Source organism: Ruegeria sp. CH5 (genome assembly GCF_056537025.1).
Genome location: NZ_JBQFQT010000004.1, coordinates 186,307 through 200,478 on the forward strand (window position 1 = coordinate 186,307; position 14,172 = coordinate 200,478).

Sequence of the window (14,172 nt, forward strand, 5' to 3'; positions counted from 1 at the left end):
ATTTCCGAACAGCGCATCAAAGAGATGACCACCGCAGGGCTGAACCTGATCGGTCAGGCCCTGTCGATCTATGACGACAAGCTGCGCCTTGTGGTCAGCAACAAGCGCTTTCAGGAAATGTTCGACCTGCCCGAAGCCCTGGTGCAGCCCGGTGCGCTGTTCAGCGACACGATCCATTTTCTGGCCAGCCGGGGCGAATATGGCCACGATCAATCGGTCGAGGATCTGGTCAGCGTCCGGGTCGAACAGGCCTTGGCGTTCGAGCCGCACTACATGGAGCGCGTGCGCCCCAACGGACAGGTGATCTCGATTGAGGGCGCGCCGCTGCCCACCGGTGGCTGGGTTGCCGTCTATACCGACATCACCAGCACCAAGCGGGTCGAAGAGCTGCTGCGCAGCCGGTCTGAGGAGCTGTCGGACCAGTTGCTGAGCCATGCCGAAGAGCTTTCGGCGACCAACCGGCAACTGGCGGCCACGATCAGCGCGCTGGAAGAGGCCAAGCGCCAGCTGACCGAGATCGAAGCGCGCACCCGCATGACCACCGAGATGATGCCGGCCCATATCGCGCATCTGGATGCTGAGGGACGGTACGACTATTCCAACCGGCGGCTCAGTTCGGTCCTGCCGGGGCGGCCGTCTGACATCCTGGGGCTGCACATTTCGCAGGCGCTTGGCGCGCATGCCTACGAGAGGGTCCGACCGCATCTGCAACAGGCCTATGGCGGGCAGGCCTCGGTGTTCGAATTCACCGAGGATCAAGATTCGCGCCGTATCCGTGTTTCGTTCACGCCCGATGGCACGGGCGGCGTCTATATCATGTCGGTGGACATCACCGAGGAAACACAGGCCCGCGTGGCCCTGCAGCAGACCCGGCGCCGGGCGATGGCCGCGCAAATGACCAGCGGGCTGGCGCATGATTTCTCGAACCTGCTGACCATCATCCTGGGCATGCAGGCCAAACTGGAGAAGATGGACCTACCCGAAGACGCCGCCGAGCTTGTCGCGGCAACCCAGCAGACCGCGCGGCGCGGCGGGCAGCTGCTGAACCGCATCGCCGACATGACCGGCAACCGCACCCCGCAGCCGCAGGCCACCGACATGCGCGGCCTGCTTGAGGATCTGCGGGTGCTGGCCTCGCCTTCGCTCCCGCGTGGGGTGGGGCTGTCGGTGGTCAACAATCTGCCGGACGAGGCGCTGATGCTGGACCCGGGCATGGTTCAGGACGCGTTGTTGAATCTGGTGCTGAACGCCCGCGACGCCTGCGGAAGCAGCGGCCAGATCACCATCAGTGCCCATGCGATCGGCCGGATCTGGGTGGAAATCACCGTATCCGATACCGGTCCGGGGTTTTCGCCGGATGCGCTGGACAAGGCGTTGAACCCGTTTTTCACCACCAAGGGCAGCAAGGGGTCGGGGCTGGGCCTGCCGATGGTCTATGACACGGTCAAGCTGGCAGGCGGAGACCTGCAACTGCGCAATACGCCCTCGGGCGCATCCGTAATGCTGCGGCTGCCTTACCGGCCCGCGCCGCCTGTCCAGTCGGGCCTGGCATTGCTGGTCGAAGACAGCGACGATCTGCGCCACCAGTTCCGCGACATGCTGGTCGATCTGGGTCTGTCGGTGATCGAGGCGACCTCGGCGGATGAGGCGCTGGTCCTGGCCACCAGCCTGGACGACATCTCGCTGATCCTGTCGGACATCCGGCTGGAGGGCGCTGCCACCGGCATTGATCTGATCGAACGGCTTGCTCTGCCGATCCCGGTGATCCTGATGACCTCGTTGCCCTATGATGATCCGCTGCACCGTCAGGCTCTTGCCAAGGCGCCGGTCTTGCGCAAACCCTTCACCCGCGCGCAATTGTCCGCGCTGATCCGAACCGAGGCCGCCTGATGACCCAACCCCTGGTGACCATTCTGGACGACGAACCCGAAATCCGCCGGATTCTGACTGAGGCGCTTGAGGATGCCGGGTTTAGAACGCAGAGCTTTGCCCGCGCCCGTGAATTCGAAGCGTCTCTGAAACGGGTCACGCCCGATGTCTGCCTGGTGGACCTGTCGCTGCCGGATACAGACGGGTTGGCACTGGTGCACCGGCTAGCGCTGGAACAGGGGGCGGCGGTCATCATAATCTCGGGGCGAGCGCAGGTGCAAGACCGGGTAACGGGACTGGAGTTGGGGGCCGATGACTACATCACCAAACCCTTTGACCCGGCCGAGGTGGTGGCCCGCATCCGCGCCCGTCTGCGTGCGCCCAAGGCACAGCAACACCATTCGGATGTGGCCCGGTTCAACGGCTGGACCGCCTATTTCGATCGCTATGTGTTGGAGTCCGATACCGGCGCTGAAACGCCGTTCAGCCATGCCGAAGGCGAAGTGTTGCGGTTGTTTCTGGAAAGTCCCAAACGCTTGATCAGCCGCGCGCAGATGCAGGAAACACTGGGTGGCGCAGCCGGTGAAAGCTTTGACAGGGCGATGGACGTGCGTATTTCCCGCCTGCGCACGAAGCTTGGTGAAGACCCGAAAAACCCGCGCCTTATCAAGACGATATACGGCGCGGGGTATATCTTTCTGGGGGATGTCGCATGGGATTGACCAATTCCGCGGGCTGGATTTGACCTGCACGACGACGAACCAGACCACTGGTGACGCGGTCTTGTTTCTTGGGCTGCCTCTGGAAATCTGGCTGAAGTGACCTTAACTTCTGCCGGCTACACTTTGCGGTGCGGTATTGAAGCGCGTAACTATGGCAGCTTGCAAACTCTGCGCTGACGCGCAAGAAAGCGTCAGCTTGATTTGGAGACCCTTATGATCAGGAAAACCTGGGCCAAGTGGCGATCCGGCCATATCGGTCGGCTGGTGGGTGACAGCCTACGGGCGCAAGGCAAGAAATATGCGGTTGCCATGTTTGCCATGATGATCGTTGCCGCGACCACCGCAGGGACGGCCTGGATGATGGAAAACATCGTCGATGCCATGACGTCGCCTGACATGCGGTCTCAGGTTCATATCATCGCGTCGGCAGTAATCGTGCTGTTCCTGGTCAAGGCGCTGGCATCTTACGTCCAGTCCGTGTTTCTGGCGCGCGCCGGCAACCGCATCATCGCCGAGCAGCAGGAGAAGTTGTACAAAAAACTGCTTCGGCGTGGGGTGGATTTCTTTTCCAAAAGCGAGTCTTCAGACCTTCTGATGCGTGTGACCCGGGGCGCGGGGGCAGCGCGGACGCTGGTCGACGTGATCGTGACCACGTTCGTTCGGGATGCGCTGACGCTCGTGGGTCTCATTTTTGTGATGGTTTACCAGCAGCCTGTGCTTTCGGGGCTGTTTTTCATTGTTGGGCCGGTCGCGCTGCTGAGCGTGCGCTATCTGTTGAAAAGCGTCCGCTCGATCATGCAATCTGAGCTCAAATCACTGGCCGAAATCATCCGGGTTCTGCAGGAAACATCGGCCGGGATCAAAATCATCAAGGTCTTCGCACTCGAAGATCGAATGACCGAGCGGATGAACTCGGCCATAAGAAGCGTCGAAAAGCGATCGAACGAAATTGCCAAGCTGCAGTCCATCGCCAGCCCGATGATGGAATTCCTTGCCGGAGTTGCCGTTGCCGGCGTGTTGGTCGTCAGCACTATGGGAATTGCCGGAACTGAACCGCCGACCGCGGGTCAGCTGATGTCCTTCATCACGGCGCTTCTGATGGCCTATGAACCGGCCAAGCGGCTGTCCCGGATGCGCGTGACCATCGAATCCACGTTGGTTCCGATCGAGATGATGTTCGAACTGCTGGATCAGGAAGACCCAATGCGCGAAAGCCCGCAACCGCAAGAGCTGCGGTCCGGTCCCGGCGAGGTACGCCTGCGGAACGTCACCTTTGGCTACAGCGGCGGCATGCCTGTGATCAATGGAATGAACCTGACCTTCGAGGCCGGAAAGACAACCGCTTTGGTGGGGCAGTCGGGTGGAGGCAAGTCGACCATCTTCGGGCTCATCATGCGGTTCTACGATCCTGACCAAGGCTATGTCGAGATCGACGGACAGAATTTGCAGGATGTCAGCTTTGCCTCATTGCGGCGCAAGATTTCTTATGTTGGCCAGGATACGTTTTTGTTCTCCGCGACGGTCATGGAAAACCTGCGATATGCCCGTCCCGATGCGACCGAGGACGAGATTCGCGATGCGGCCAAAGCCGCGCATGCGCATGATTTTATCATGTCGCTGCCCAAGGGATACGACACCGAAGTCGGTGAGAACGGTGCGTTTCTGTCTGGAGGACAGAAACAGCGTCTGGCAATTGCCCGCGCCATTCTTCGGAAGGCTGAAATTCTGCTGCTCGACGAAGCCACCAGCGCGTTGGATGCTGAGTCCGAGGCACTGGTGAAGCAGGCTTTGGATAAGCTGACGGAGAACGTGACCACGATCGTCATTGCTCACCGGTTGTCGACCGTGCTTGAGGCAGACAAGATCATGGTTGTCCAGGATGGTCAGGTGATCGAAGAGGGCAAGTTGGATGAGTTGATGGAACAGAACGGTAGCTTCCGCCGCCTGTTTGATCAGCAATTCAAGACACCGGCCGCATAATCAATCCCGCAAAGCCTGGTTCTTTACCTTGAGAACAGGCTGGATGAGGTAGTCGAGAACGGTCTTCCGGCCGGCCAGAATGTCAACTTGTGCGATCATCCCCGGTATGATTTCTACCGCCAAGCCATCGGTGTCCAACAAGGTTCCGCTGGTTCGGATTTCGACCACGAAGACTTCCTCGTCCTGCCGCTCTGACCGTGTAATCGTATCCGCACCGATGCGAACAATTTCGCCATCCAGCGCGCCGTATCTGGCAAAATCATATGCGGTGATCTTGACCTTGACCTGCTGACCCGCGCGCAGGAATGCGATGTCGTCAGGACGGACGTAGGCTTCGACCAGCAGGTTGTCGTCCAGCGGAACGATTTCGACCAGATCCTCGCCGCTGCGAGCCAAACCGCCCAAAGTCGTGCGGTGGATTCGGTTTACGATGCCCCGGACTGGCGCACGAACCTGCGCGCGCGCCGCGCGGTTCTCCAAAGCGGGCAGGGCGGGCTCAAGCGCAGCAAGCTGTGCAGTGGCAATGGCAAGATCGGTCAGTGCCGCGCTGCGAAACCGGCTTTTGGTAGCCGTGATGCGGTCATCGATTTCACTCAGCCCGGTTTCCAGACGGTTTGCAGCGGCCTCGGCCCTTACCTTGCGCCCCTTCCATTCCGCCTCGCTGCGTCGCAGGGCCAGCAGAGTTGTCGCAGGTTCCATCTTGCGGCGGACCAGAGGCTCCATCAAAGCGCGCTCTTCGGACAGGACCTTGAGTGTTTCTTCTGCAGTGACCTGGTCCACCAACCCCTCTTCCAATTCGCGCTGCCTCTGCTCACGTTGGCGTTCCAGAATGGCGATCTCGTCGGCCAACTCCGATTTTCGGCCGAGATAAAGAGCCGTTTCCGAGCGAACGACGTCCGGTGCTTGTTGCACAAGCTCGGGCTCAAACCGCAAATCGGATCCGTCAATTTCGGCCTGCAATCGCTTGATACGCGACCTTAGTCCCAATGCCCGTTGCCGCTCTGTGTCCAACTCGCTGCCGACTTGTGTCGCGTCCAATTCCATCAGCAAAGCGTTCTTGTCGACGATTTGACCCTCTTGAACATGAACAGCTTGAAGAACCCCAGGTTCGGTTGCTTCGATCACCTGAACGTCGCCTGACGGTACGACGCGACCGTCCGCGCGGACCACGTCGTCCAGTTCGGTGACGAAAGCCCAGACGCCGGCCGTCAGCATGCAGCCCATTATGGCCAGCAGCAATACCGAACCGCGAAACCCCGAGCCGCCGTTCATTTCGCTGGCCAATCTTGCAAGGTCAGGATGCCGCGACATTCATGTGCCCCCGCGCGTCTTTGGCTCGTTTGGTGAGAACTGACTTGACGGCGTCAACGCCCACTTTGCCGTTTTCGATCACGATGACCCGGTCGACCAGTTCCAACAGACTGGCCCGATGCGTAACGATGACCATAGTCGTATCCGCAGCCGCTGCTTTCAGCCGCTGAATGATGTTTGCCTCATTCTTGAGATCCATCGCGCTGGTGGGTTCGTCCAGCAACAGGACAGGCGGCTGCCCGATCAATGCCCGGGCTAGGGCGATCGTCTGACGTTGCCCGCCCGAGAGCCCCTCGCCACGTTCGGCCAGCATCAGATCGTACCCGCTGGGATGCCGCGATACAAAGTCTTCGACGCCCGAAATGCGCCCGGCCCGGATTACATCTTCGTCGCACGGGCGGACCGCACCGGCCATAATGTTTTCGCGGACCGAGCCCGAAAACAGCCAAATATCCTGCAGGACCGACCCAATGTTGTGCCGAAGGTCCCCCGGATCAATCTGGCGGATGTCAATCCCATCCAAAAGAACCGAACCGATACGGGGCTGGTACAATCCCAGAAGCAGTCTTGCGATGGTGCTTTTTCCTGATCCGATCCGGCCGAGAATCGCAACTTTTTCCCCCGGTTTGATGTCGAAGGACACGCCTTTCAGTGTGTCCTCATCCTGGTCTGGGTAGGCGAAATACACGTTGTTGAACGTGATACGCCCTTTGAAGTTGGCGCGGCTGATCCAGGTGCGCCCCGACGGCCGCTCACTGTCGGCTTGCATCATTGCGTCTAGGTTCCGGTATGCACTGCGCGCCTGGTTGAACCGAGTCAGTGTTTGAGACAGCTGACCAAGAGGTGCCAAAGCCCGTCCGGTCAGCATCACTGAGGCGACCAAAGCGCCCATGCTGGTCAGGCCGTCCGCTATCAGAAAAACACCATAAAATACGATCAGGACCTGGGCCGCCTGCTGAGTGAAACCGGTCAGGTTCAATGCGAATTGAGTGATGGCACGCGACCGAACACTGTTGCCGGATTGTCGTTCGATCGCCTCTTCCCAGCGTCGCCGCATCGTGCCGGCCGCAGTGGTCGTCTTGATCGTTTCCAGACCGGCCAGAGTTTCGATCAGCACGGATTGCTTTGACTGGCCATCCAAAAAACTGCGTTCCGCCAAGCGGGACAAAAGCGGCTGAATGGCGAGCCCGGCGATCAGCACGACTGGTACGGCGAGAGCTGGGATCAGAACCAGCGGTCCGCCGACCATGTAGATCGTAAGCAAAAACAGACCGATGAACGGCAAATCAACCACCATGACCAGCGTAGCCGACGTGAAGAACTCGCGGAGTGTTTCGAACTCACGCACCGTGTTCGCCATGGCGCCGGTTGAGCCGGTTCGGGACTTCATCTGGATATTCAGAAGTTGATCGAAAACACGCCGTCCCATCAACATGTCCGCATTCTGTCCTGCCCTGTCGATGAAACTGGCGCGCAAGATCTTCAGCACAAAATCAAAAAACAGCGCGATGCCGACACCGATGGTCAAGGCGACCAGAGATTCCACGGCTTCATTTGGCAGAACCCGGTCATAAACGGTCATGATGAAAACCGAGGTTGAAAGCCCCAGAATATTCGTCAGAGCCGCGGCCAGAGCAACCTGCAAATACGACCACCGATTGGCCACAAGCGCTGATCGGAACCAGTGACGGCTTGGTTGGCTTGGGTTGTTTTTGATTTCCTCGGAGTATGCTCGACGAAACAACATCGCATAGCCGGAATAGACGGCGTCGAGCTGGCATTCATCCATCTCACTAATGCTGTCTCCAAGCTCTGGGTCGTGGATCAACAGACGGCCAGACTTCGAACGGCCATGGTAGACCACGGCCCGCTGGTCCTCGAGCAACAGTATCGCCGGTGCGAGGCTGGGATCAAACTCCGACAGCCGGCGCGGCCCGAAGCCCGCCTGCAATCCATGGTCATGGGCCAGTGCGATCGCGTCCTGCACCTTCAACCCACCAGAGACCGAGGATTGGGCCGCCAAAAGGCTGGCTTTGGTCAATGGCCGGCCAAGCTCTGCCGCCACATGCAGCAGACATTCCTCAAAGTTGGTGAGGGGCAAGGATGTACGAGGCTGGCTGCGTTGGGTCATGGTCAGTTGCCCCATGTTCTGAGCTGGATGCCGAGCAGATCAATGATGTCGCCCGTAAGGCTGAGCGCGGCGTAGTTCGTTAGGAAGAAATTCTGCTCCGCCAGGATCAGTCGCTCTTGGGCGTTCACAAAATCGCGCTGCGCGTCCAGTATTTCGATTAGGCTGCTGCGCCCGATCTGGAATTGCTCTTGAGTGGCGGCAACGCTGTCGGCATTTGCGGCAACTGCGATGCGGGCCTCGCGCAGACGCTGGGCGCCGGCCTTTTGGTCGGATCGAATGAAACCTAGCTCGCGCTGGATTTCCCGAACAAGAACCTCACGGGCATATTCCGCTTGTTTGACCCGCGCTTCGGCGGCGGCAATTGCAGCCCGCCGTTGACCGGTGCTGTCCAGCTCGTAGTTGACCGAGAGGTCTACGCCGAAATTCGCGTCCCTGCTGTCGTCCTGGTTGGCAAATGCCGAAACCCGCACGTCCGGCTGACGCCTCGCAGTTGCGGCAGAGCGGTCTGCCTGTGCCGCCAGAACCGCAGCGTCTGCGCGTCGAACCTGCGGGCTGTCCATCACGATGACGGCGTCGCTTCTCGACAGGTTGGGCGCTGGGACAGGGGGATCCAGTTTGCCTGGTGGGGTACCGAACACCTCTTGGAACCGCGCATTGGCACGATCAGCCTGAGCCCGGGCATCCGCCAACTTGGTCCTGGCATCCGCGACCCGAGAACGCGCCGTCAGAACGTCGGCAGCGGAACCGGCCCCTTGCGCGGCGCGGTCGGAGATCTGTTTCTCGATCTCCTCATGGCGGCGGACGTTTTCCCAAGCGATTTTAACGATTTTCCGCCGGTCGATGACCAACACATAGGTTTCAATTGCAGCAAGGGCCGTCGCGGCTGCGGTTTGAAGCTGATCGCCGCGGCTTACGAGGACACGGGCCCGCGCCGCTGCCAAGTCTCCGGCGGCAGCTCCCCCGTCGTATACAAGCTGTGATACCCGCAGATATGGCGATACATCCGCAATATCCGAGTCCACCCGTTCCGATCGGGCATTTACGCCAAGTGACACCTGCGGAAGAAAGGCTCCTTCTGCCGCGTCCATATCTGCAAAGGCTGCGTCAACGCCGGTCTCGCTCTGCGCCAGGTTCGGGCTGGTTTCTACCGCGCGCCGTATTCTCTGGCCGAATGAACTGCGAGTCAGATGACCCGACGGCTTTGTCGCGCCAGCGCCCGTTGATCCTTCTGAAAAAGCCATCTCAATCGGGGCAAGATCCGGAACCGGCTCACAAGCCGCAGTGAGCACGGCCACCGAACCGACCAGTAGAGGTAAGATGAGTCGATCAAAGGTAGGCATATTTGGCCTCCGCGTCCGACAAGTCTCGTTCCGCGGCAATGGCATCCAAGAACCTCATAAGGTCGGGGTCCCTGCCGTTTGCAGGAGTGCTGATCACCTTGGGAGAATGCGTCTGGCAGTGGTGCATCCACAGAAGATGGTTGAGCGAGACTTGATGAGCGTAAATCAACTGCATCGCTCCGCTAGATTGCAGAACCGCTGTCTGCGCCGGCCCAAGTTGGTTGAAGCGTCGAAAGTCCACGCTCATCCAACCGTCGAGCAACTCCGCATCCCGAAAACGGGTCAATTCGACGAATAGGCCCAATTCCTTTATCAGCGCGCAGGCACGTCGGGTTGCGTTGCGATCGGCCAGAAAGCTCTTGAAGAAGCCCTTCAGCGTTTCCAGTTCAGAGGAGATCGAGCCGTCCTTTGCAAAGAACGGGCTGCCGGATTGGTCACAGGACACGAGTCCGGTGGTTTCATCTACAACAAGCTTGCCTGAGTTGGTGCGCGATCCATCTTCGCCACCGACCATTTCGATTGAGAACGGATGGCATCTCAGCAAGGAAGGAACATAGGTGGCCCGCCAGCGTCCTTGGTACGAAACAAATGGTGTTTCCGGAGAAGCTGCGGTCGCCAGAATTGCATGTGGCGATACCCCGCCCCCAGAGGATCGAAACGCAATTGGAAATGAGGCGGCTGCTTCTGAGACTTCCGCACTTACGATCTCGCACTCCAATCTGCAGCGCGCGAAATCGTAGGATGTAAATCTGTGCCACGAGCGATCGGAATGTCTGTCGAGAGTGACGGGTACTGGGCCGTTCTTTGCCATTGAGGTCTCCGCTGGTCCGTTAAGAAAGGGCCGGGGCGGCCCCACCTTTTCATGTTTGTCAGGATCAACTTGACGCGCCTGTCGGATCGGTATGCAGTATGTTGTCGCTGCTCAGACCGCTCAGATCACCCAGGCCGTCAAACTGCGCGACCGTGTTGACCGTGGCAGAGGTTGGGGCGGAATAGTCCACCTTGACCAGCACACTGTCAGTTCCATCGCTGGCCAGCAGATAGATCTCATCTCCGGCTTGAGCCCCAGTAAGCGTTTCGGCAGCGGCTTCCAGAGTATCGGTTGTCAGATCGGTGAGTGTGGTTGTCAGCCCTACAAAACCTGTGTCGGTCGCGATCATGTCGCCAATCGCTAGTGTTTCGGCACCTGTTCCATCACCGCGAAGCGATGAGACATCCAACCCGCTGAACATAATGGCGTCGGCCATGTCGGTTGCAGGCCCCAGGGTGAAACCCGTTACGATGTCGGTGCCGTTCGCTGTCGGGTCCGCTTCGAAAACGATAAGATCTCGGCCAGCGCCGGATAGATCGATCACATCGTCACCGTCGCCACCGCGGATGACATCGTCGATATCCGTGCCCGCCAATGTGTCCGCGCCGTCTGTTCCCAATACCCAATGGGTCGGGCCACCGTCAGGCGTGTTGATCGTCAACTCGATCGGCTTCGTCAGGTCCAACACCGTCATCGTGAACGTTACGACAGGCTGGGTCAGGTCGCTGACGCTTGTCGCGGCGCCGGCAAAACCGATTACCGCCGCCCCGTTCGGGTTTGCCAGAAACAGATCAAAATCGGTGCTTTCGACCTCGGATCCCGTGTCATAGGTCACGACCGCAGGGTCAAAACCCAAGTTGGCCGTGAAAGCCATCCCGCTGGATGTGTCCCGGTCCGCCTCGGCATGAATTTCGAAGGTTATCGTCGACCCACTGCGATCTGCCTCTGAGACGAAATAGGCCGCTGGAACGTGAGCCGTCGCCATGTCTGTCGCGGGTAGGGGGTTCGGTCCTCCGGCAACCGTCGCTGAAACCGAAAAATCCAAAAGGTCACCCGCCGTTGTACCCGAAAACGCCGTGGCAGGTACGTTCAGGCTCCACGTGCCGTTGGCCGCAACCGTGGCTGTGCCGACAGAGACCGAGTTCAGAATCACCTCAACGGTTTGTCCCGCCCCGAGACCGATAGATGAACCGCTGACCGTCAGGCCGCTGGATTGCGCTTCACTCAGCGAAACCGCGTCGTTGGCACCGACCTCATTCAAGGTCAGGATGGGTCGGTAGTCGGTGGTCACCGAGTCTGCCGCCTGAGAAGCGGGGTTGCCAGCCATGTCCGAAACCGATGCGGTGATAGAATAAGTTGTTCCGTCAGAAAGAGCGTTCAAATCAGCTGTAGGAATGGTGGTCGACCAGACCCCACCCGAAGCGGTGGCAGTATAGGTCTGCCCGTTCAGCCCGACAGAAATGGTTTGCCCATCTTCGGCTGTCGTTGTCCCCGATACTGTCAGGTCGCTGTCCTTTTCGGTGACGTCCAGCACAGATCCGGTTTCCAGCGGGTTCATTGAGATGGTAGGCGCGCTGAAATCGGTGTTGAACCCAGTCGAAGTCGTTTGTGTATTTCCAGCTGCGTCGCTGACTGACGCGGAAACCGTGTAGGATTCGGCATCTTGCAGGCCGCTCAGGTCGAGGGGTGAAGCGGTGTAGGTCCACGCGCCACTCGTCACTGTTGCGGTGCCGGAGACATCCACAGTCCCATCCGCTCGTTGAACTTGGATCGAGACGACCGTTCCATCAGGCGCGTCGGAAATGCCGGAGACCGTCATTCCGCCGGATTGCTCTGCCAGGTTCATGGTGCCCCCGGCCGATACCGTCGAGATTGACAGGGCGGGGGCCGTAAAGTCCGTGTCGAAGCTGCCAGTGGCCTGTGCGGCCGGGTTCCCGGCAAGGTCCGAAACATCGGCGGTCACGGTGACGGTGGCACCGTCAGAGAGGCCGGCCAGATCGGCTGCGGGAATGCTGACACTCCAGTTTCCACCTGAAACGGTGGCGCTGTAGGTTTGGCCGTTCATTCCTATGGTCACGGTCTGGCCGTCTTCGGCGGTCGTCGTTCCGGATATGCTGAGGTTGGTTCCCTGTTCGACCGCGTTCATGACCACGCCGTCCGAAAACGTGTCGATGCTGATCGTTGGGGCGGTTGCGTCTTTGGAAACTCCTGCACTCGCCTGCGGGGCCACGAGGCCATCGGCATCCTTCACGTCGGCGGTGATGGTGAAAGTTGCGCCGTCGGCCAAGGCAATCAAATCCGCGCTCGGCACGGTCACGCTCCACGTCCCTCCGGACACAGGGCCCGTGTAGGTCTGCCCGTCCAAAGTTACGGTGACTGTCTGGCCATCGGTGACATTTCCGGTCGTGCCGCTGATCGTCAGATCCGCCCCGACTTCGACTGCGTTCAACACCGCACCGACGGATAGAGGCGAAATCGAGATGGACGGTCCGCTCAGATCCACGGGTACCGAAACCGCAGCAGGCGTGGCCGGGTTTCCGGCGGCATCGCTGATCGCGGCACTGATGCTGATGGGGCTGCCACTGACCAGAACGCCGAGGTCGGCTGCGGGAACGGTCACACTCCAAGCACCGCCTGAGGCGATGCCGCTGTAAGTCTGGCCATTGAAGGTCAGCACAACCGGTTGGCCATCTTCGCCGGTCGTCGTGCCGGTAATCGTCAGGTCCGATCCGACGTCTACAAGATCAATCTGGCCGCCTGCGACAGGGTCTATTGTTATGGCTGGGGCGGAAAAGTCAGTATCAAAGCTGTTGGTGGCTTGAGCCGCCGGATTCCCTGCCCGATCCACCACATCAGCGGTCACAGTGACGGTCGCGCCATCGGGCAGAGACGCCAGATCGGCGGCCGGAACCGTGACGCTCCAAGTGCCGCCGGACACGGTTGCGGTATAGATCTGACCGTTCAACCCCACAGTCACCATCTGACCTTTTTCCGCATCGGTCGTACCACTGATTTCCAGATATGACGCGCTCTCGGCCGCATTCATGACCGCCCCGTGGGAAAATCCTGTTACCGCGATGGTCGGAGCGATGGTGTCGATGTTGTACGTGGCTGTTTCGACATCGATCTCACCTCCGGCTCCATCCAGGTGTCGGATCGTCACGGATGTGACCCCCTGAGGCAACCCTGCCGCCTCGACTTGGCTAAGCGAAACGCTCCAACTGCCGTCCGGCCCCGCTGAAACGGTTTTGGTGACCGACCCGATGGTTACTTCGACCGAAACGGTGCCGTCAGGTGCTGACGCCATGGCGGTGGTGCTGTTGAGCGAATTTCCCTGCAACTGTGACAGGTTCAGACTGGGCGGGCGCGGAGATTCCTCGGGCGTCGCGGCATCTTCGCCGCCACCGCCGCCAGCGGCGGCCGCACCGGCCAGACCCAAACCACCCAGCACCGCGCCTGCGGCTCCCATGCCGCCACCACCAGCTGCCGCTGCCCCGGCGGCTTCAGCGGCCACTGCAAGCTGCGCGACTTCAACGGCCACGTCTTCGGCAATCATGATCGAACCGTTGTCCAGAACGTGCACGTTTTCCGCGGAAACCAGGACTGTGCGACCGTCCAATAGCTTCAGTTGGACGTCACCGTTGGGCAGCAGTTTGACCGACTGGACACCGGGCAGGACATCGGCAAACTGAAATGCGCTCAACTCCTCCTCAGTGGCTTGGGCCAGCGCCGGCAAGGCCAGAAGGGCAGAGGCCAAACCACCGCCGACTCCCGATCCGGCCCATCGGCGCAGACGCGCTTTGACCCATTTGCGGACATGCTTCTCATGCCCTGCATCTGGTGAGTCCTTCTGGATGGAGACTTCGTGCGAAACAGGTTTCATCGTCATCATGTCCTCACAATTGGTGGCCGCGGATACCCGCGCGGCAAGACCGAAGAAGCCAAGTTCTGTTCTTCTTTCCTGCTGCCGAGGTTTTCATGCGGTCGGACCTTGAAAAATTGAGTTAA

8 protein-coding genes are annotated in these 14,172 nt (G+C 59.8%); 3 read left to right on the forward strand and 5 right to left on the reverse strand.

Annotation, left to right across the window (positions count from 1 at the left end):
* The first annotated feature begins 24 nt into the window (after positions 1 to 24).
* The 3 genes from ACR0JC_RS13910 (at position 25) to ACR0JC_RS13920 (ending at position 4,571) form a co-directional block, all read left to right on the forward strand.
* Positions 25 to 1,890 (forward strand): PAS-domain containing protein, encoded by a 1,866-nt coding sequence (locus tag ACR0JC_RS13910; RefSeq protein ID WP_437342837.1) that lies wholly within the window; start codon positions 25 to 27, stop codon positions 1,888 to 1,890.
* On the forward strand, positions 1,890 to 2,591 hold the full coding sequence (locus ACR0JC_RS13915) for a response regulator transcription factor (RefSeq protein WP_170341365.1): 702 nt from the start codon (positions 1,890 to 1,892) through the stop codon (positions 2,589 to 2,591). The genes ACR0JC_RS13910 and ACR0JC_RS13915 overlap by 1 nt, the downstream gene beginning before the upstream one ends.
* Before the next feature lie 213 nt (positions 2,592 to 2,804).
* Positions 2,805 to 4,571 carry an ABC transporter ATP-binding protein gene (locus tag ACR0JC_RS13920; protein WP_170341368.1) on the forward strand — a complete coding sequence of 589 codons (1,767 nt, stop codon included), beginning with the start codon at positions 2,805 to 2,807 and terminating at the stop codon, positions 4,569 to 4,571.
* On the opposite strand, the gene ACR0JC_RS13925 is transcribed toward ACR0JC_RS13920, so the two are convergent.
* The 5 genes from ACR0JC_RS13925 to ACR0JC_RS13945 form a co-directional block, all read right to left on the reverse strand.
* Entirely contained in the window at positions 4,572 to 5,882 is a 1,311-nt protein-coding gene (locus ACR0JC_RS13925) for an HlyD family type I secretion periplasmic adaptor subunit (protein WP_170341370.1), read from the reverse strand.
* On the reverse strand, positions 5,866 to 7,983 hold the full coding sequence (locus ACR0JC_RS13930; protein WP_480763972.1) for a type I secretion system permease/ATPase: 2,118 nt from the start codon (positions 7,981 to 7,983) through the stop codon (positions 5,866 to 5,868). Before ACR0JC_RS13930 ends, ACR0JC_RS13925 begins: the two co-directional genes overlap by 17 nt.
* A gap of 32 nt (positions 7,984 to 8,015) precedes the next feature.
* A complete protein-coding gene (locus ACR0JC_RS13935; RefSeq protein ID WP_367647295.1) occupies positions 8,016 to 9,398 on the reverse strand; it encodes a TolC family protein in 1,383 nt (460 codons plus the stop codon).
* Complete coding sequence (locus tag ACR0JC_RS13940) at positions 9,340 to 10,164, reverse strand: SapC family protein (protein WP_170341376.1); 825 nt, start codon at positions 10,162 to 10,164, stop codon at positions 9,340 to 9,342. The genes ACR0JC_RS13935 and ACR0JC_RS13940 overlap by 59 nt, the downstream gene beginning before the upstream one ends.
* Positions 10,165 to 10,228: 64 nt before the next feature.
* On the reverse strand, positions 10,229 to 14,053 hold the full coding sequence (locus ACR0JC_RS13945) for an Ig-like domain-containing protein (protein ID WP_480763973.1): 3,825 nt from the start codon (positions 14,051 to 14,053) through the stop codon (positions 10,229 to 10,231).
* Between the last annotated feature and the right edge of the window lie 119 nt (positions 14,054 to 14,172).

Coding starts and splice junctions, on each gene's coding strand:
- ACR0JC_RS13935 (WP_367647295.1), bottom strand. CDS start 9,398: ATGCCATTGCCGCGGAACGAGACTTGTCGGACGCGGAGGCCAAATATG.
- ACR0JC_RS13920 (WP_170341368.1), top strand. CDS start 2,805: ATGATCAGGAAAACCTGGGCCAAGTGGCGATCCGGCCATATCGGTCGG.
- ACR0JC_RS13940 (WP_170341376.1), bottom strand. CDS start 10,164: ATGGCAAAGAACGGCCCAGTACCCGTCACTCTCGACAGACATTCCGAT.
- ACR0JC_RS13945 (WP_480763973.1), bottom strand. CDS start 14,053: ATGACGATGAAACCTGTTTCGCACGAAGTCTCCATCCAGAAGGACTCA.
- ACR0JC_RS13925 (WP_170341370.1), bottom strand. CDS start 5,882: ATGTCGCGGCATCCTGACCTTGCAAGATTGGCCAGCGAAATGAACGGC.
- ACR0JC_RS13915 (WP_170341365.1), top strand. CDS start 1,890: ATGACCCAACCCCTGGTGACCATTCTGGACGACGAACCCGAAATCCGC.
- ACR0JC_RS13910 (WP_437342837.1), top strand. CDS start 25: ATGACCACCGCAGGGCTGAACCTGATCGGTCAGGCCCTGTCGATCTAT.